The organism is Citrobacter sp. Cpo147, assembly GCF_030332405.1.
Lineage (GTDB): Bacteria > Pseudomonadota > Gammaproteobacteria > Enterobacterales > Enterobacteriaceae > Citrobacter > Citrobacter portucalensis.
In genome coordinates this window covers 34,783-52,550 of sequence record NZ_JAOWHX010000036.1, presented here as the reverse complement: position 1 = coordinate 52,550, position 17,768 = coordinate 34,783, and the positions used below count along the sequence as shown (strand labels likewise).

Here is a 17,768-nt window from a genome sequence, read left to right as displayed (position 1 = left end):
CGGTAGTTCAGTTGGTTAGAATACCTGCCTGTCACGCAGGGGGTCGCGGGTTCGAGTCCCGTCCGTTCCGCCACTTATTAAGAGCCCTGAGCTAACGCTCAGGGCTTTTTCTTTGTCTGCAATTTAATTATTGCTGAATCCGCAAAAATCCTCTGCATTTTTCACTCTTTTTCTATAAAGAGCTGAAGCTCATAATCCTCTCAGTTAACGAACATAGTGATTAAAAAGAGGAATTCTATGACTATCCCTGCATTCGGTTTAGGTACTTTCCGCCTGAAAGACGACGTGGTTATCGCTTCTGTTAAAACGGCGCTTGAGCTAGGCTACCGTGCTGTCGACACTGCGCAAATCTATGATAATGAAGCGGCTGTTGGTCAGGCGATTGCCGAAAGCGGCGTACCGCGTAACGAGCTGTATATCACCACCAAGATTTGGATTGAAAATCTCAGCAAAGAAAAACTGATCCCAAGTCTGAAAGAAAGCCTGAAGAAGCTGCGTACAGATTATGTCGATCTGACGCTGATCCACTGGCCATCTCCAGGTGATGCGGTATCTGTTGAGGAATTCATGCAGGCGCTGCTCGAAGCAAAACAGCAGGGGCTGACTCGCGAAATTGGTATCTCAAACTTCACCATTCCGCTGATGGAAAAAGCCATTGCCGCAGTAGGTGCAGAGAACATTGCGACCAATCAGATTGAGCTGTCTCCGTATCTGCAGAGCCGTAAGGTGGTTGACTGGGCGAAAGCACACGGTATCCACATCACCTCTTACATGACGCTGGCTTACGGTAAAGCGCTGAAAGATGAAGTGATTGCGCACATTGCCGCTAAACATAACGCGACCCCGGCGCAGGTTATTCTGGCATGGGCAATGGGGGAAGGTTACTCCGTAATTCCTTCTTCTACCAAACGTGAAAACCTGGCAAGCAACCTGCTGGCGTTGGAACTGCATCTGGATGCCGAAGATAAAAAAGCGATCGCGGCACTGGACTGCAACGATCGTCTGGTCAGCCCGGCAGGCCTGGCCCCTGATTGGGATTAATTGCCTGACCCTCTGTACCCTTTAACCCTCTTTCACAGCTCCTTCGGGAGCTGTTCTTATATATTCACTTAAAAAGTCGATAAATGCCCGAATGCGCGTACTGACGGCACGATCGCTGTAATAAACTGCGCTAAAAGGCATCTCTACCGGCAGACGTTTATCTGCCAATAACTCCACCAGTTCACCCCGCGCGATCTCTTTATCTATCATATAATCTGAAAGACATGCGATGCCGTTGCCATTCAGGCAAAGCTGTTTTAGCGTTTCTCCACTGTTGGAAGAAATTCCGCACTCGACCTCATGCAGCTGTCCGTCGATACAGGCAATCGGCCAGGTATTGAGTGAAACCGGTTCGGAAAACCCCAGACACAGGTGCTGGTTTAACTCCTCGACACTCTCTGGCTTGCCAAAACGGGCAATGTAGTCCGGTGAGGCAATAATCTTACGATAGCTGGTAAATAACGGACGCGCACGTAGACTCGAGTCAGTCAGTGTACCCGCTCGTATAGCAACATCCACTTTTCGTTCAATAAGATTGATGAACGTTTCTGAGGAGACGAGAGACAGCGTCATCTCGGGATACCGCTCCCGGAACGGCTTGATTAGCGGCATCAGGAAATGCAACATCACCGGTGTTGCTGCGTCGATGCGCAGCAGGCCGCGCGGAGTATTACGCGACTCCATGATTTCCGTTTCTGCTGCAGCCATCTCTTGCAGTATCTGCTGCACCCGCCTGAAGTAGCGCTCTCCTTCTTCGGTCAGGCTTAGCTGTCGGGTCGTGCGATTAAGCAAACTGACGCCCAGTTTCATCTCCAGCTTTTTTACTGCCCGGCTGACCGCGGAATTGGCTTGTCCAAGCTGTTCTGCCGCCCGGCTAAAGCTGCCACTTTCCACTACCGCCACAAAAATCGCAAGTTCTTCAGAGGTTGCTTTCATTTTTGCACCTGACGCAAAATTATATTGAGATTTTGAATATTTTTGTCATTAAAACATCCTGGCATACTGCGTGTCATCTGATTACTGATGTTACGGAGTTATTTATGCCTCTCGCTTTATTTGCACTAACAATAAGTGCCTTCGCTATAGGCACTACTGAGTTTGTGATTGTTGGCCTGGTGCCAACCATCGCTCAACAGCTGGCGATCTCGTTACCTTCCGCTGGGATGCTGGTTTCAATCTATGCGCTGGGGGTGGCAATTGGCGCACCGGTACTGACCGCTTTGACCGGACGCCTTCCACGTAAACAGTTACTGGTTGCGCTGATGGTTCTGTTTACAGCGGGGAATTTGCTCGCATGGCAGGCACCCGGGTATATGACACTCATTGTTGCTCGTCTGCTGACTGGGCTGGCACATGGCGTATTCTTCTCGATTGGTTCTACCATCGCGACAAGTCTGGTGCCAAAAGAGAAAGCGGCTTCCGCCATTGCCATTATGTTTGGTGGCTTAACGGTGGCGCTGGTCACCGGCGTGCCGCTGGGAACATTTATCGGTCAGCACTTTGGCTGGCGTGAGACTTTCCTCGCGGTATCAATGTTAGGCGTGATTGCACTGATCAGTAGCCAGTTGTTGATCCCCGCCAACATTCCCGGTCGCGCAGCCGCCAGCATTCGCGACCAGATGAAGGTGCTGACTCATCCCCGTCTGCTGCTGATTTACGCCGTTACGGCACTGGGCTACGGCGGTGTATTCACGGCATTCACCTTCCTGGCACCGATGATGCAGGATCTGGCGGGATTCTCCCCGGCAGCAGTAAGCTGGATCTTATTGGGTTACGGTGTTTCAGTGGCTATCGGTAATATCTGGGGCGGTAAGCTGGCGGATAAACATGGTGCGGTTCCTGCGTTGAAATTCATTTTCGCCGCGCTGTTTGTTCTGCTGATGGTCTTCCAACTGACGGCCTCTACGCAGTACGCCGCGCTGGCTACCATTCTGGTGATGGGGATCTTTGCCTTTGGTAACGTACCGGGATTGCAGGTCTACGTGGTACAGAAAGCTGAGCAATTTACGCCTAATGCTGTAGATGTGGCGTCAGGGTTAAACATTGCGGCGTTTAACATTGGGATTGCACTGGGGTCAGTGATTGGCGGGCAAACGGTCGAGCATTATGGTTTAGCTCAGACGCCGTGGATTGGCGCCCTCATTGTTCTGGTAGCTTTCCTGCTGATGGGGGTCAGCGGTCGTCTTGATAAACCCGTGCGTGTTGCTCTGGGGTAAATCATTGATGTAAGCGCCCACTTACAAAACAAACTGCAATTGTTCGTTGAAAGTGAGTGCTAAAATCCCTATAACAGAAGAACCAGTCCGGCTGCGGACTGGTTGACGTTACAGAGGTTTGAAAGTCTAAAGTGCGAAAAAACACCTATGCCATGCGTTATGTTGCCGGACAACCCGCCGAGCGGATTTTACCGCCGGGGTCGTTTGCGCATATTGGCCAGGCATTACCCGCAGGCGTTCCGTTAAGCAGTGAAGACCGCATTCGCGTGCTGGTATGGAATATTTTTAAACAGCAGCGCGCAGAATGGCAGTCGGTGCTGAAGAATTTTGGCAAAGATGCGCATCTGGTATTATTACAGGAAGCGCAAACCACGCCAGAACTGGTGCAGTTTGCGACCGCTAACTATCTTGCTGCCGATCAGGTTCCTGCCTTTGTGCTGCCTCAGCATCCCTCTGGCGTCATGACGCTCTCTGCTGCTCATCCTGTTTACTGTTGTCCATTGCGCGAGCGTGAGCCTATTTTACGGCTGGCGAAATCGGCTCTGGTAACGGTGTATCCGCTGCCTGACTCTCGATTATTAATGGTGGTGAATATCCACGCGGTTAACTTTAGCCTCGGTGTCGATGTTTATAGTAAGCAGTTACTTCCCATTGGCGATCAGATTGCTCATCACAGCGGTCCGGTTATTATGGCTGGCGATTTCAATGCCTGGAGCCGTCGACGGATGAATGCGCTATACCGCTTTGCGCGTGAAATGTCGCTGCGCCAGGTACGTTTTACTGACGATCAGCGCCGACGCGCGTTTGGTCGCCCTCTCGATTTTGTGTTCTATCGTGGTCTGAACGTGAGTGAAGCCTCTGTGCTGGTCACCCGTGCATCCGATCACAACCCGCTACTCGTTGAATTCAGTCCCGGCAAACCTGAACAATAACGGTGTGTCAGGTCTGCCGTAGGGCAGGCCTGTGATGGTTGCCCTTCCTATTTCACAACAACCGAAGGACAACACAATGACAACACGCTCTCACCATGACAACGTCGAAAAACAGTTTGGCTCTCAGGCTAATGCCTATTTAACCAGTGCGGTGCACGCCTCTGGCCGTGACTTGCAGCGTCTGAGGGAAAGGTTATCGGCATTTCCGCAGGCCCGTGTGTTGGATATGGGATGTGGAGCGGGGCATGCCAGCTTTGTAGCCGCGCAACACGTAAAGCAGGTTGTGGCTTATGATTTATCGTCGCAGATGCTTGAGGTAGTCGCTGAGGCGGCAAAAGACAGAGGCCTGGAGAATGTCGCCACACGCCAGGGTTATGCCGAAAGTCTGCCATTTGAAGATAGCGAATTTGACGTGGTAATTAGCCGCTATTCTGCGCACCACTGGCATGATGTCGGACGCGCGCTGCGGGAAGTGAACCGCGTTCTGAAGCCCGGTGGTGTATTGATTGTGATGGATGTGATGTCGCCAGGCCACCCAGTACGTGATATCTGGTTGCAAACCGTGGAGGCGTTACGCGATACCTCGCACGTTCGTAACTATTCCAGTGGAGAGTGGCTGTCGTTAATCAACGATGCCAATTTGATTGCCGATACTTTGTTAACCGATCGCCTGCCACTGGAGTTCAGTTCGTGGGTCGCGAGGATGCGCACGCCCGCGGCGTTGAGCGACGCGATTCGTGCATACCAACAAAGTGCTTCTGCAGACGTGAAAGCCTACTTTGCGTTACAGGAAGATGGCTCGTTTACCAGCGACACGATAATGGTTGAGGCACATAAAGCGGGATAAATAAAAAAGGCACTGGGGGGGAATCCAGTGCCTTCATTTCTACAATCCTATCAGGAATCCGGCATGCCGTTGTTTTTCACAAACAACGTGAGCTGATCGCCTGGCTGTAGATTGTCCGTATCGCTGTTCCAGCGCATGACATCTTTGATGTTAACCCCGTGACGTTTGGCAATGCTCGACAACGAGTCGCCTTTACGCACACGATAGGTGATGCTATCGCTGTTGTTCGCCAGACGCTGCGCGCTGGTACCCGCACCCACCGTCAGGTTTTGACCCACTTTCAGGGATGACCCGCGCAGATTATTCCACTGCTTAAGGTCATTGGTGCTCACGCCAAGACGTGAAGCGACGCCAGAAAGCGTATCGCCAGAGCGAACTTTGTAGCTACGACTGTTCAGCGGCGTGTTATCCGCGACCAGCGTTGACTGCACGGCTGCAATTTCGCCTGAAGCCAGAGATTCACGCAGCTTCTCTGCATGCTTCTTTGGCACCATCACATATTGCGGGCCGCTGGCACCCAACGTGGAGCCTTTCACACCTGCATTGAAAGTCTTCAGCTTGCTGACGGAAATACCCGCCATATCGGCAACCTGAGCCATCTCAACCGGGCTACTCAGGCGAACACGTGCCAACGCGCGGCTTTCGTCTGTTGTTGGCAGACGCACGCCATAGCGTTTGCTGTTTTTGAGTATATCGCTCAATGCCAGCATTTTGGGCACATACTGCTTTGTTTCCTGAGGCAATGGTAACGACCAGAAGTCAGTGGATTTTCCACGTGCTTTGTTCGTTTTGATTGCCTTCATGACACGACCTTCACCGCTATTATAAGCAGCAACGGTCAGCAGCCAGTCGCCATCAAACATCTTGTTCAGACGCTGCATCATGTCCAGTGCGGCGGTGGTGGAAGCCACAACGTCGCGACGTGCATCATAATTGCGGGTCTGTTTTAAACCATAATTGCGCCCCGTGCTCGGAATGATCTGCCAAATACCTGCGGCATTGGCGCCAGACGTTGCGTGAGGATCAAAAGCGCTCTCCACTATGGGTAGTAGTACCAGTTCCATTGGCATGTTACGTTTCTTAACCTGCCCGGCTATCCAGTACATATACGGCTCTGCCCGTAAAGTTACATCGTGGAGATAGCTCTTATTACGTAAATACTTCTGTTTCTGTTCGCGAATCCGGTTGTTTTCCGGAATTCCCATCTTTAGCTCGTCACCAATGAAAGCCCACAAATCTTGATCAGCAGCGATAGATGTTCCGTCGTCCATCCATCGCGCCTGACTTGTAAACTTTCCTGCTTCCCCTTGACCAGCTGCAGAAAGGCTCTGTGCGTGTTGTTGGACGTTACCAGTATTCTGGCACCCAACAAGCAGGACAGAGGCGAGTAATATCGCTTTTGCCTTCATGTGTGTGTCAATAGTTGCTTAAAAGACGACCGATCATAACGGCGAAGTTTTCAAAAGGCAACCCGGAATTGTCAGAACGTATCTTTCTTTGACCTTAACCAGGCAAAACGCTCTTCAGGTTGTTGCAATATTGTTTCTTTGTTTATTTCATTAATTAAATCAATATCTTCCGTTCTAAAAAAAAGATTATTTCGCCGCTCATTTTTCAGAATTACGGGTAGTGTCATTTGTTTTTTTACGCGTAACTCATTAACTTTACGATAATATTCATTTATGAACGAATCGTGCGGGAGAATGCTTAAGGCAAACTTCATGTTTGCTAATGTGTACTCATGTGCACAACAAATTAATGTATCGTCAGGAAGTTTGTTTATTTTTTTAAGTGATTGATACATTTGAGTTGCTGTGCCTTCGAAAAGTCGACCACAACCGCCAGAAAAGAGCGTGTCACCACAAAATAAGTAAGGATGGCTAAAGTAACAGATATGTCCTAAAGTGTGACCCGGAGTAGCAATTACCCTAAATTCATGCCCCAAAACGAGTGCAATATCGCCATCTTCGACTATGTGTGTCGTTCCCTTATCTTGCGTTTCAGCCGGTCCGTATACCACTATTTGTGGGTAATGTTGCAGGAGTTCTTTCACACCGCCCACGTGATCCTGATGATGGTGGGTTAGCAGGATGGCTTCCGGCACCCAGTTATGCTCTGCAATGGCTTTCAAAACAGGAGCCGCCTCACCCGGGTCCACAATCAGACAATGCTGGTCATTATTTGACAGGACCCAGATGTAATTGTCCTGAAATGCAGGAATACTGTTAAGATTCATATATTACCTCTCAATGCGTAACGGAAGGTTGTGATGAAACCGGCAAGGATCCCTCAAACTGTCGTAGCGCCCGTTAGCTGGGATGATTTGCCCTGGGGCGAACACTATCGTGAGGCGCTGGAGCATCAGCTTAACCCGTGGTTTGCAAAAATGTACGGTTTTCATCTGCTTAAGGTTGGTAATTTAAGCGCAGAAATCGATTCTGAAGCGTGCGCGGTTTCTCATCAGGTAAATGTTTCTTTGCAGGGATCTCCCATGCAGGTGACGGCCGATCCTTTGCATCTTCCCTTTGCCGATAAGTCCGTGGATGTCTGTTTATTGGCCCATACGTTACCGTGGTGCTCTGATCCGCATCGCCTACTGCGTGAAGCCGATCGCGTGTTGATTGATGACGGCTGGTTGATTCTGAGCGGCTTTAACCCGGTAAGCTTGATGGGATTGCGTAAACTGATACCCGTATTGCGCAAGACATCGCCCTATAACAGTCGGATGTTTACCCTCATGCGTCAACTGGACTGGCTATCATTACTGAATTTTGAAGTGCTGCACTATAGTCGTTTTCATGTTCTGCCCTGGAACAAGAAGGGCGGGAAAATGTTAAGCGCCCATATCCCCGCGCTGGGCTGTTTACAGCTGGTGGTTGCGCGCAAGCGAACCATTCCGCTTACGCTCAACCCGATGAAACAAAATAAAAGCAAAACGCCTATCCGTCATGCCGTTGGCGCGACCCGGCAATACCGTAAACCGGACGCTTAAGCCTCAGCCTGATACCCAATATCATCCTGAGTCGGGCTCATGGCCGCGGTGCGCGCAAGCTCATCGCAGCGTTCGTTTTCCGGATGGCCCGCATGGCCTTTAACCCATTCCCATTTGATTTGATGCGGCCCCAGCGCGGCATCGAGACGTTTCCACAAATCGACGTTCTTCACCGGTTTTTTATCTGCTGTTTTCCAGCCGCGCTTCTTCCAGTTGTGAATCCACTGCGTAATGCCCTGGCGCACATACTGGCTGTCCGTGCTGAGTATCACTTCACACTGTTCTTTCAGGGCTTCCAGCGCAACGATTGCCGCCATCAGCTCCATGCGATTATTAGTGGTGAGGTTGTAGCCCTCGCTAAAGGTTTTTTCGCGCCCACGATAGCGTAAAATCGCCCCATAACCACCAGGCCCTGGATTTCCCAGGCAAGAACCATCGGTGAAAATTTCTACCTGTTTAAGCATCTCTGGTAGACTTCCTGTTTTAGCAAATCGAAATCAAACGATAAGTCTGACATAAATGACCGTTATGAGCACTGGAATTACACGACAGATCGTCCTCGATACCGAAACTACCGGTATGAACCAGATTGGCGCCCACTATGAAGGCCACAAGATCATTGAGATCGGTGCGGTTGAAGTGGTGAACCGCCGCCTGACCGGCAATAACTTCCATGTTTACCTGAAGCCGGACCGGCTGGTGGACCCGGAAGCGTTCGGCGTACATGGAATCGCAGACGAATTCCTGCTCGATAAACCTACGTTTGCCGATGTGGCCGATGAGTTTCTCGACTACATTCGCGGCGCGGAGCTGGTCATCCATAACGCATCGTTCGATATCGGTTTTATGGATTATGAATTCGCTAAGCTCAGGCGGGATATTCCGAAGACGAACGAATTCTGCAAAATAACCGATAGCCTGGCGCTGGCGAGGAAAATGTTTCCTGGCAAGCGAAACAGCCTTGATGCGCTGTGCTCGCGCTATGAGATAGACAACAGTAAACGAACCCTGCACGGCGCATTGCTCGATGCCCAGATTCTGGCTGACGTTTATCTGATGATGACCGGCGGGCAGACCACGATGGCGTTCTCAATGGAAGGCGACAGCCAGCAGCAGAATGACACGGGGATCCAGCGTATTGTGCGACAGTCCAGTAAACTACGCGTTGTTTTCGCCACTGATGAAGAGTTAGCGGCCCATGAGTCACGCCTTGACCTGGTGCAGAAGAAAGGCGGAAGTTGCCTCTGGCGGGCATAGTTTGTACGTTTACCGTATGAAAATGGCCATTCGGGTGATTTTTGCAGCAAACGATTAAAAACGTGAGAAAAAGCGTTGACGAGGCGCGAGGCAATCCGTAATATTCGCTTCGTTCCCAAGCGGAACACAACGCGGAGTGGTAGTTCAGTTGGTTAGAATACCTGCCTGTCACGCAGGGGGTCGCGGGTTCGAGTCCCGTCCATTCCGCCACTATTCAGAAAGCCTGAATCAGAAATGATTCAGGCTTTCGTCGTTTTAGCCCGCCAAAAAATAATAATCTCATTATCACGCTTTATCGACCGCGCCCGAGCTTTCGGGTGGGCAACACATCAGGTCATCCTTAACCCGACGCATATCCAGAAGGCGATTAACTCGCGAAGTGATTCATCACGCAGGCGAAGCGGGGTGAAAAGTTATCGCCAATAAGAACCGTTTCCTCATTCAGGTGCTTTAGCATATACAGCTTGTCGGCACGTTCGTAAGCGTCGAAGAAGAGATAGTCGACAGCGTCCGTTGCATCATCATCGGGGGATTTTTCCCGACCATCGGGAGTGAGCATAAAAACGCCTGCGGTATGGCCGAGTGGACGGGCATAGCGAAAGAACAGTTTTCTATTAACAGCGAACTCGCCGTCGTCACTTTTGAGTTTCCCTTGGACTGACAATGAAAGGTGTCCGGAGTTGTAGCTGGTTATCAGCATTATTCCGTGGAGTTCCTTTTTTGTATTCTGGATGTCGAGTATCGACGTGAATTCCGAGGAGCAGGAAAAACTGATTTCTTGTTTTTTCGCATTCCCGGCGATAATAAAAAAAGCGATAGCCGCTAGCCCAAAAATGGCAATCACGACTGACCATAGTAAAGGAGAGTGATCGCTTTCCTGCTTCATATCATTCCTCATGATGGCGATACTGGCTGATGCAATGGTAATAGCCGAGGTTTAGCCCGCATTCAGCGGCAAACGACCACTCAACCAGATTATGGTTGCTCGCCCAGGTATTGAGATACAGATCTTTTGGGTACGAACAGTTGGGGTTAATACCCACGGACTTGAAAATATCCAGCGCTTTTTTTTCGGTTATGGTGTCGGTGAGGGCGTTTCCTAATATATGCACACGGCATTGCTCGTAGTCGATAGTCCGCAGGATCGCCGCGTCCGTCATCGCGATTTCATTGGGTATCCATGTTAACCACGCTGTCGCCAGTACGGCGATGCCGGTAATTAACGTTGTTATCGTGACAGGCCACAGGTTTCGTTTCTTTTCCCTGGGCGTCAATGCAACATTGACTATTCTGGTGGGCGCTTGCGATTCCTCCAGTTGCTGAATATTGATACTGGCGTCGCTCATCCGAAATCCTATTCGCGGAATAGTGACGATCAGTTCTGCAGGATGGCCCGTAGACGTTATTGCTTTGCGCAGAAATGAAATGTGCTGATTGAGATTAGCATCCGTCGCTCTGGCGCCATTATGCTGGAAAACATTCTGCAGAATTTCATCGCGCGAGGATATCTCTTTACCATTTTGCAACAGATAGAGCAGTAATTGTGTTGCCACATTATTCAATGTGGCCATTTCACCAGATGCCAGGTCTTTTAGGGTATTTTTATGTGGTCTGAAAACTAAGCCATCACCAATAATTACGGATTTAATTTTGTTTATTGGTATATGAGAAATCACTGATGTCTCCTTTAAAGCAGGATATCTCGCATTCGAGTGGGGGAAGCAATAGCATAACATAATTCATTTATAAAAAATGATTGTACCATAGATCACTTTATTAATATTTATATAACAATCTCTTAATGTATCTAATAGAATCCTCCAATCTCCTTCCTCTCTTTCACTATCTTATTGTCATTACTCGATTTTGATGCCCAATTTCATTTTTACAAAACATTCATAAATACATTTTGCCTGTTCTTCTGGCTAAATAAAAAAATAGTTGATAGATAAAAACTCTATAAAAACCATAAATGATAGACATTAACACTGGCATTGGCGTGTTTTTTGGCTATTTTTTAGGTAAACGATCGCTCTACAGACAGTGTTACAACACGATTCCCTGAGTTTGATTAATACCGGATTTTTGCATTGTGTCATTTTTTCGTCGACTTAATATAAGCCCCGAAACAGCGTAAACAACTGTGGACGGTATTTCTGATGGAATACCAATGAAGTTCAAAATACGGGGTGGCTTGAGATGGATTGTTTGCAAGGAAATGCACTTCCGCCACCTGCAGATCAGGGTTTCCCTTGCATAAATTGTCTGTGGAAATAGATCGTCGGAATAACCAAAAAACAGATATAAGGTTAAGTAGTAATATGAAAATGAAAAACGTGGCTGTGGCTTGTGCGCTGATGGCGGGAATGACTTTTACTGCATCTTCTGCTTTCGCTGCAAAAAATGTTGAACCGACTAACGGTAAAATTCACTTCACTGGTTCTCTGGTTAATTCCGCATGCGGTCTGGCCCCAGAATCCAGCCCGGTGCAGGTTAATTTTGGTGAGATCCCAACTTCTCAGTTAAAAGACAACCAACGTGCTGGTGTTAAGCATGCCAAAATCGTTCTGCAGGGCTGCGATACAACTGTTGCGAAAACCGCCACAGTAACTTACACCCCGGCAACGATTGATACCGACAACAATGCGCTGGCTGCATTTACCTCGGGTACAGCAAAGGGCGCGGGCATCGGTATGATTGACAGTGGTAACCAGGACGTGAAATGGGGCGAAGCCGCATCTCAGGTCAACATTACCGATGGCGAAACCGACATTGATTTCGTTGCTTATCTGCAGGCCAACAACGCATCCGCAGCAGTAACCCCGGGTGACTTCGAATCTACCGTTAATTTCCAGATCGATTATCAGTAACGATCTGCTGCGGGCGCAATTATGCGCCTGCTTAACCCTTCCTGCGAATAACTGAAAGGAAATGCGGTGATGCCTGGATGGCGTATTTTACTGCTTTTTATCTTCATATCGCCTGCATGGGTTTTGGCTGACACCCATCGTCTTGTCAGTACGCCCGGCAAAATGCGCATGCGGGGAAATATTATTGAGGCTGCCTGTTATGTCGATCCACACGACCGGTCGCTGCTGGTTGAATTTGATGACCTCTCAGCCAGAGATATTTCCGGAAAACCTGAAAAAGTATCTGCGCATGATTTCAGCATTCATTTGCTGGGATGTTCATTAGGGGATTCTCAACACCCCGGGAATCTGTTCCAACGCGCCAATATTACCTTTTCCGGCGCACCGGATAGTGACAATCCTGATTATCTGAGCGTGCAATCGGAAACTGAAAATTTAGCGATAGAAATATATGACGGCAGAGGCAAGCAAATTCATTTGGGTGAGCCATCACCGGATTATGCGCTTAACCCAGGGAAAAACACGCTCAATTTTACGGCTTATTTGATCTCCCGCGACGGAAGAATGACGTCTGGTGAATTTACTGCAGTCACGCATTTTGTTGTGAATTATCTCTGAGCTGCACAGCAATTCGGGTATCTGAAGGTTTGCGAACGAAAATGATCACGCTGAAAACAGATAAAAAACGTCTGGCGCTTTTAATTGCTCTGGTCTGTGCCTCTTCATGGGCTGAAGCGGATGAGTCTATTGAATTTAATACTGACGTCCTGGATGCCAGTGACAGACAAAATGTCGATTTACAGCGTTTTTCCGAAGGCAACTTTGTGACTCCCGGAGAATATCTACTGGATGTTCGTATTAACAGCCAGGAGCTCCCTCAGCAGTCGATCCGTTATATCGTTGATCCTGCCAACGCGCATAAATCCATGGCGTGCCTGACGCCGCAACAGCTCGAATTACTGGCGCTCAAAGAAGAGGCGCTGACCTATATTCATCCGATTAGCGCGACCTGCTATGACATTTCCCGCCTGCCGGGTGTGGTGCTGAATAATAGCGCAGGCGTACTGGACATTACCGTGCCACAGGCATGGATGAAATATACCGATCCAGACTGGACGCCGCCGGAGCGCTGGGATAACGGCGTCGCGGGACTGATTTTCGACTACAGCGTTTCGGGCCAGGCCACACATTACGAACAAGGTGGCGATCATTACCGCTCACTGTCTGGTTATGGACAGACGGGCTTTAACCTCGGCGCGTGGCGCTTTCGTGGCCAGTATCAGGCCAATTATGCTTCGGATGAAAATCGTGGGCGTATCGACTGGGATCAGATCTATGCCTATCGCCCGTTACCGATGCAGGCTGCAAAACTGACGGTCGGTGAAATATATCTGAATTCCCAGGTGTTTGATTCAGTGCGATTTACGGGGGCTAACCTCGCCAGCGACGAGCGCATGCTACCACCGAATTTGCAGGGCTACGCGCCAGAAGTGCACGGCATCGCCCGCAGTAATGCGAAGGTCGCCGTCAGTCAGCAGGCGCGTGTTATCTATCAAACCACTGTTCCAGCGGGGCCATTTAATATTCAGGATCTACATGGCTCGGTACGCGGCACGCTGGATGTTCGCGTCGAAGAGCAGGATGGCAGCGTACAAACCTTTCAGGTCAATACGGCCGATATCCCTTACCTGACGCGCCCGGGCTATGTTCGTTACAACGCCGCTGTCGGTAAGCCATCGCGTTATAACCACGACGTCCAGGGACCTGCATTTTATAGCGGTGATTTTTCATGGGGGGTCAGCAATGCGTGGTCACTGTACGGTGGCGCGTTGCTCACTGGCGATCGCTATAACGCCTGGTCGATGGGGATTGGGCGGGATTTGAGCTGGTTGGGCGCGCTGTCGGCTGACGCAACGCAATCCGTGAGCCGGGTGAAGCATCAGGCTGAACAAAAAGGGATGTCCTTTAAGCTCAGCTATGCCAAAACCTTTGATGAATACAACAGCGCCATCACCTTTGCCGGTTACCGTTTTTCACAGCGTAACTTCCGCACCTTCTCGCAGTTTCTCGACGAGCAGTATGAAAATAACAACAGCGCCGGTAACGAAAAAGAGATGTACACCATCACCGGTAACAAGACCTTTTTTGCCGACGACCCGCAATTAGCGACCACGCTGTACCTGACCTATACCCACCAGAATTACTGGGATCGTGGCTCTCAGGATCGTTACGGGGTGTCGATGGGGCACAGCTTTTCGTTCGCAGGCATTCAGGGGATCAGCGCTAACCTTGCTGCTTACCGCTCTGAGTATCAGGGCAAACGGGACGACAGCCTTTCGCTGTCCATTTCGGTGCCATGGAGCGATGGCCGCTCAATGGATTATGAAGTGCAAAACAGCGGCAGCCAGACCAGTCAGATGGTTTCGTATTCCGATAACCGCGACCGTAACAATCCATGGCGACTGCGCGCAGGGGTTTCCGGTGAAGGGCACACCGCGTTTGATGGCTACTACAAGCATCGCAGCATGATGGCGGAACTGGAATCTAACGTCAGCTGGCAGCAATCACGCTATTTCTCCGTTGGTGGCACGATGCGCGGCGGCTTTACCGCAACGCGTCATGGCGCGGCGCTACACAACAGCCAGGCGTCGATGAATACCGCCAGGGTGATGGTTGATACCGACGGTGTGGCGAATGTACCGCTGAACGGCGAACAGGCGCACTCAAACCGCTTCGGTATTGCCGTCGTACCGGACGTTGTCAGCTATCACAGCTTTGATACCCGTATCGATGTGGACGCAATGGACGAGGACATTTCCGCGACCAAAGCCATTGTCACCAACACCCTGACGGAAGGCGCGATTGGTTATCAGCGCTTCGCCGTGGCGCAGGGGCAAAAAATGATGGCGCTGCTGCGCCTGAAAGATGGTTCGGTACCGCCGTTTGGTGCCGAAGTGTTTAACGCCAACGGTGTTAGCGTCGCCATGGTGATGGAAAACGGCATGGCCTGGATTGCGGGTGTGAATCCAGCCGAGCGTCTTTCTGTTGCCTGGGGCGGTCGCGCGCAGTGTCACTTACAGGTGCCTCAACAAATCAACCCGGAAGGTAACGTGCTGTTGCCTTGTGAATAATATCAATAACCTGAATGAATTTTGTCATGAAAAATCAAGCATTTTACTCCGTGCAGCGTTGGCTCAAACCCGTGGTCTGCGGTCTGCTTTTTATTGCAGAGATCAACGCCTCATGGGCGGGCATTGCACTTGACCGTACCCGTCTGATCATCACCGGTGATGCGCGATCTGTCAGCGCGAACTTAACCAACACCAGTCCAAGCATTCCGTTTCTGGCTCAGTCGTGGGTGGAAGACGCCAATGGAACAAAAATTACCTCGCCGTTGATGGTTTTACCGCCGCTGCAGCGGATTAACGGCGGGCAAAAGGGCATTGCGCGTGTGACAAAAACCAGCGGTATTAACGCTCTGCCGCAGGATCGCGAAAGTCTGTTCTACCTGAATGTGCGTGAAATTCCGCCCAAGCCGGATAAGCCGAACGTGCTGCAACTGGCGATGCAGTCACGCATCAAACTGTTCTACCGTCCGACCGCCATCGTGCCGGAAACACCGGGCGCCGTGTGGCAAAACCAACTGGTCTTTCATAAGCAGGGGCAGCGCTGGAGTGTGGATAACCCTACGCCGTACTTCGTTACCTTAATCGGCTTAAGCCGCAAGCCTGAAGCGCAGGGCGGCGACAGGCTGACTGACTTCCCTGGGATTATGGTTTCACCAAAGTCCTCTCTCGATTTCAGCGTGGCCGACGGCAGCGTTAGCCAGTTCAGCATGATGTATGTGAACGATTTTGGCGGTCATCCCGAATTGAAATTCAGCTGCACAGGCAATGTGTGTAAAGCATTGCCGATGGAGCAACAGCCCCGGTAACAGGATTCGTAAATGAAAAAGATGCTTTGCGCTCTGCTGATGGCGGGCATGGCCTGCTCGGTTCAGGCCACAAGTGGTCGCCAGGATATGAGCAATGTGTCCGGCGAGTATGGCAACGTCCGCTTTCATGGGCGAGTGTTCGTTTCGCCGTGCGTGCTGGATATGGCCTCCCGCGATCAGACTATCGATCTTGGTGATATTTCCGCCAGCCGTTTTCGCCAGGGCGGCGATCGCAGCGATCCGGTATTGGTCACGCTGTATCTGAACGGCTGTTTAAAGGGCTCCGGTCATACTTTAAGGGATTTCCCCGGGCAGACCAGTGAGATGCCGGAGCTGGCGCATAGCACGGTGGAACGTGGCGTTTCGATGACCCTAATGGCTGAAGGCGCGCCGGAAAACAGCGATTTGGGGCGCATTCACGGCGATGTGCGTGGTGCAGGCATTCGGCTACTGACCGAACGCAACCAGTTGATCCACCTGAACCAACCGCAACGCATGTGGATCCTCAAACCGGGCGATAACGCCATTCATTTTCTTGCCGCGCTGGAATCTTTTGGGAGAGAGGTGACCGCCGGAGAATTTAACGGTCTGGTCAGACTCAAGCTGGAGTATCTATGAGCGTATTACGTAAAACGCTGTTGTGGGTGGTGCTGGCAGGCTGTCCGATAGCCGGGCAGGCATTTACACAGGGAGAAGGTGAGCCGGAAGGTGGGTCGCCGCATCAGTACGATATTGAACTGAGCTCGCTGGATGTCAGCAAAAACCACGTGGGTGGCAGAACGGAGCCGTTCCCATGGAATCTGGGTGGCTGGTATGTGGTGAATTTCTATTGCGAACAGGCTGACATCTCCCGAGCACCAATTTACTACACCACCACAACCACGATGCCGCCTTCAAATCAGGGGGCGAACCGTTTTCGGCTAAACGAGTATCTGGATGTGGAAGTTCAGGTGTGGGTTGCCGGGGGCTATAAAAAATATGTGCAGGCGCCTTTTACCAACGTTTCAAACCGCAACAGCAACAACAGCTGTAAAAAACGTAAGGGCTACACGCGAGCGACTAATGTTGAAAGTGGTTCAAAAGGGAAAGTGACGTTTATTGTCACTAAACCCATTATCAATGGCATCAATATCACTTCCCAGTCGCTGGTGGAGGTGGCCGGGCGTATGGGAAGCGCGGGACCTACGCCAACCACGGCGATTTCTCGCGTGGTGATTAAATCCGGGCTGATTACCGTCCCGGACAAATGCACCTTCAACCGGGGAGACAAAATCAGCATTGAGTTTGGCGATCTGCCTGGATCCGCTGCCCGGCTCAACGGCACTAACTACAGCAAGTCAGTCCCTATACATGTGGTCTGTGAAGGCGGGAGTTTCGATCAGGGCGCGCTGAACATTAATCTTGGTATACAAACGACCACGGCGTCAGGTACGGCGGGGTTTAACGGTAATCTCCTTGGCACGCTGAGCGGCGGACAAAAGCGCGACGATCTCGGCATTATGCTTAAAGACGAAAGTGGTGGCACCGTCGTGCCTAATCAATTCTACAACGTGAAGGGGTTTTACCAGAATCAGGGCGACTGGAATCTCACCGCTGCGCCGGTGGCAAAGCCGGGCGTGGGAAGCGTGAAGGAAGGTGAATTTGAAGCCTCTGCTACCGTTGTCGCGCAGTTTCAGTAG

The 17,768-nt window shown here is 50.6% G+C and carries 18 protein-coding genes and 1 tRNA gene; 13 read left to right on the top strand and 6 right to left on the bottom strand.

From position 1 onward, the window contains the following. Window positions 1-237 precede the first annotated feature (237 nt). Window positions 238-1,041, top strand: a complete 804-nt coding sequence (gene dkgB, locus OGY06_RS17865; RefSeq protein WP_257661371.1) for a 2,5-didehydrogluconate reductase DkgB — start codon at window positions 238-240, stop codon at window positions 1,039-1,041. Between the two features lie 21 nt (window positions 1,042-1,062). Here dkgB and yafC read toward each other — a convergent pair whose 3' ends face one another. Next, window positions 1,063-1,977: a DNA-binding transcriptional regulator YafC gene (gene yafC, locus OGY06_RS17860; protein ID WP_003830795.1), complete on the bottom strand. Its 915-nt coding sequence runs from the start codon at window positions 1,975-1,977 to the stop codon at window positions 1,063-1,065. Between the two features lie 104 nt (window positions 1,978-2,081). Here yafC and OGY06_RS17855 point away from each other — a divergent pair, with 104 nt between their 5' ends. From OGY06_RS17855 to OGY06_RS17845, 3 genes are all read left to right on the top strand, one after another. Next, window positions 2,082-3,257, top strand: a complete 1,176-nt coding sequence (locus OGY06_RS17855) for an MFS transporter (protein ID WP_126319178.1) — start codon at window positions 2,082-2,084, stop codon at window positions 3,255-3,257. A 131-nt stretch (window positions 3,258-3,388) separates the two neighbouring features. Continuing rightward, on the top strand, window positions 3,389-4,189 hold the full coding sequence (locus OGY06_RS17850) for an endonuclease/exonuclease/phosphatase family protein (protein ID WP_008783770.1): 801 nt from the start codon (window positions 3,389-3,391) through the stop codon (window positions 4,187-4,189). Window positions 4,190-4,265: 76 nt separating this feature from the next. Next, window positions 4,266-5,036, top strand: a complete 771-nt coding sequence (locus OGY06_RS17845) for a class I SAM-dependent methyltransferase (RefSeq protein WP_126319176.1) — start codon at window positions 4,266-4,268, stop codon at window positions 5,034-5,036. Between the two features lie 50 nt (window positions 5,037-5,086). Here OGY06_RS17845 and mltD read toward each other — a convergent pair whose 3' ends face one another. Continuing rightward, window positions 5,087-6,445, bottom strand: coding sequence for a murein transglycosylase D (mltD, locus tag OGY06_RS17840; protein WP_032934340.1), 1,359 nt, complete (start codon window positions 6,443-6,445; stop codon window positions 5,087-5,089). Window positions 6,446-6,516: 71 nt separating this feature from the next. After that, window positions 6,517-7,272 (bottom strand): hydroxyacylglutathione hydrolase, encoded by a 756-nt coding sequence (gene gloB / locus OGY06_RS17835; protein ID WP_286605822.1) that lies wholly within the window; start codon window positions 7,270-7,272, stop codon window positions 6,517-6,519. Between the two features lie 33 nt (window positions 7,273-7,305). Here gloB and OGY06_RS17830 point away from each other — a divergent pair, with 33 nt between their 5' ends. Further along, window positions 7,306-8,028, top strand: a complete 723-nt coding sequence (locus OGY06_RS17830) for a class I SAM-dependent methyltransferase (RefSeq protein ID WP_126319174.1) — start codon at window positions 7,306-7,308, stop codon at window positions 8,026-8,028. On the opposite strand, the gene rnhA is transcribed toward OGY06_RS17830, so the two are convergent. Then, entirely contained in the window at window positions 8,025-8,492 is a 468-nt protein-coding gene (rnhA, locus tag OGY06_RS17825) for a ribonuclease HI (RefSeq protein WP_063941989.1), read from the bottom strand. The genes OGY06_RS17830 and rnhA overlap by 4 nt on opposite strands. 64 nt (window positions 8,493-8,556) lie before the next feature. On the opposite strand from rnhA, the gene dnaQ reads away from it, so the two are divergent. Both dnaQ and OGY06_RS17815 read left to right on the top strand, forming a co-directional pair. Then, window positions 8,557-9,285 (top strand): DNA polymerase III subunit epsilon, encoded by a 729-nt coding sequence (dnaQ, locus tag OGY06_RS17820; RefSeq protein ID WP_029139417.1) that lies wholly within the window; start codon window positions 8,557-8,559, stop codon window positions 9,283-9,285. 133 nt (window positions 9,286-9,418) lie between these two features. Next, window positions 9,419-9,495: transfer RNA gene (locus tag OGY06_RS17815), tRNA-Asp, on the top strand. 157 nt (window positions 9,496-9,652) lie between these two features. Here the strand turns inward: OGY06_RS17815 and OGY06_RS17810 are convergent. Further along, entirely contained in the window at window positions 9,653-10,171 is a 519-nt protein-coding gene (locus tag OGY06_RS17810) for a FidL-like protein (RefSeq protein WP_003830806.1), read from the bottom strand. Between the two features lies 1 nt (window position 10,172). Next, window positions 10,173-10,856, bottom strand: coding sequence for a winged helix-turn-helix domain-containing protein (locus tag OGY06_RS17805; RefSeq protein ID WP_223240930.1), 684 nt, complete (start codon window positions 10,854-10,856; stop codon window positions 10,173-10,175). A gap of 750 nt (window positions 10,857-11,606) precedes the next feature. On the opposite strand from OGY06_RS17805, the gene OGY06_RS17800 reads away from it, so the two are divergent. From OGY06_RS17800 to OGY06_RS17775, 6 genes are all read left to right on the top strand, one after another. Next, entirely contained in the window at window positions 11,607-12,155 is a 549-nt protein-coding gene (locus OGY06_RS17800; protein ID WP_003830808.1) for a fimbrial protein, read from the top strand. 69 nt (window positions 12,156-12,224) lie between these two features. Continuing rightward, a complete protein-coding gene (locus tag OGY06_RS17795; protein WP_003830809.1) occupies window positions 12,225-12,773 on the top strand; it encodes a fimbrial protein in 549 nt (182 codons plus the stop codon). 41 nt (window positions 12,774-12,814) lie between these two features. Beyond that, window positions 12,815-15,286, top strand: a complete 2,472-nt coding sequence (locus tag OGY06_RS17790) for a fimbria/pilus outer membrane usher protein (RefSeq protein WP_286605820.1) — start codon at window positions 12,815-12,817, stop codon at window positions 15,284-15,286. Window positions 15,287-15,312: 26 nt separating this feature from the next. Further along, window positions 15,313-16,089: a fimbrial biogenesis chaperone gene (locus OGY06_RS17785; RefSeq protein ID WP_100247262.1), complete on the top strand. Its 777-nt coding sequence runs from the start codon at window positions 15,313-15,315 to the stop codon at window positions 16,087-16,089. Window positions 16,090-16,101: 12 nt separating this feature from the next. Then, window positions 16,102-16,707, top strand: a complete 606-nt coding sequence (locus tag OGY06_RS17780; RefSeq protein ID WP_003830812.1) for a fimbrial protein — start codon at window positions 16,102-16,104, stop codon at window positions 16,705-16,707. Next, on the top strand, window positions 16,704-17,768 hold the full coding sequence (locus OGY06_RS17775; RefSeq protein WP_003830813.1) for a fimbrial protein: 1,065 nt from the start codon (window positions 16,704-16,706) through the stop codon (window positions 17,766-17,768). Before OGY06_RS17780 ends, OGY06_RS17775 begins: the two co-directional genes overlap by 4 nt.

Coding starts and splice junctions, on each gene's coding strand:
- dkgB (WP_257661371.1), top strand. CDS start 238: ATGACTATCCCTGCATTCGGTTTAGGTACTTTCCGCCTGAAAGACGAC.
- yafC (WP_003830795.1), bottom strand. CDS start 1,977: ATGAAAGCAACCTCTGAAGAACTTGCGATTTTTGTGGCGGTAGTGGAA.
- OGY06_RS17855 (WP_126319178.1), top strand. CDS start 2,082: ATGCCTCTCGCTTTATTTGCACTAACAATAAGTGCCTTCGCTATAGGC.
- OGY06_RS17845 (WP_126319176.1), top strand. CDS start 4,266: ATGACAACACGCTCTCACCATGACAACGTCGAAAAACAGTTTGGCTCT.
- mltD (WP_032934340.1), bottom strand. CDS start 6,445: ATGAAGGCAAAAGCGATATTACTCGCCTCTGTCCTGCTTGTTGGGTGC.
- gloB (WP_286605822.1), bottom strand. CDS start 7,272: ATGAATCTTAACAGTATTCCTGCATTTCAGGACAATTACATCTGGGTC.
- OGY06_RS17830 (WP_126319174.1), top strand. CDS start 7,306: ATGAAACCGGCAAGGATCCCTCAAACTGTCGTAGCGCCCGTTAGCTGG.
- rnhA (WP_063941989.1), bottom strand. CDS start 8,492: ATGCTTAAACAGGTAGAAATTTTCACCGATGGTTCTTGCCTGGGAAAT.
- dnaQ (WP_029139417.1), top strand. CDS start 8,557: ATGAGCACTGGAATTACACGACAGATCGTCCTCGATACCGAAACTACC.
- OGY06_RS17810 (WP_003830806.1), bottom strand. CDS start 10,171: ATGAAGCAGGAAAGCGATCACTCTCCTTTACTATGGTCAGTCGTGATT.
- OGY06_RS17805 (WP_223240930.1), bottom strand. CDS start 10,856: ATGGCCACATTGAATAATGTGGCAACACAATTACTGCTCTATCTGTTG.
- OGY06_RS17800 (WP_003830808.1), top strand. CDS start 11,607: ATGAAAATGAAAAACGTGGCTGTGGCTTGTGCGCTGATGGCGGGAATG.
- OGY06_RS17795 (WP_003830809.1), top strand. CDS start 12,225: ATGCCTGGATGGCGTATTTTACTGCTTTTTATCTTCATATCGCCTGCA.
- OGY06_RS17790 (WP_286605820.1), top strand. CDS start 12,815: ATGATCACGCTGAAAACAGATAAAAAACGTCTGGCGCTTTTAATTGCT.
- OGY06_RS17785 (WP_100247262.1), top strand. CDS start 15,313: ATGAAAAATCAAGCATTTTACTCCGTGCAGCGTTGGCTCAAACCCGTG.
- OGY06_RS17780 (WP_003830812.1), top strand. CDS start 16,102: ATGAAAAAGATGCTTTGCGCTCTGCTGATGGCGGGCATGGCCTGCTCG.
- OGY06_RS17775 (WP_003830813.1), top strand. CDS start 16,704: ATGAGCGTATTACGTAAAACGCTGTTGTGGGTGGTGCTGGCAGGCTGT.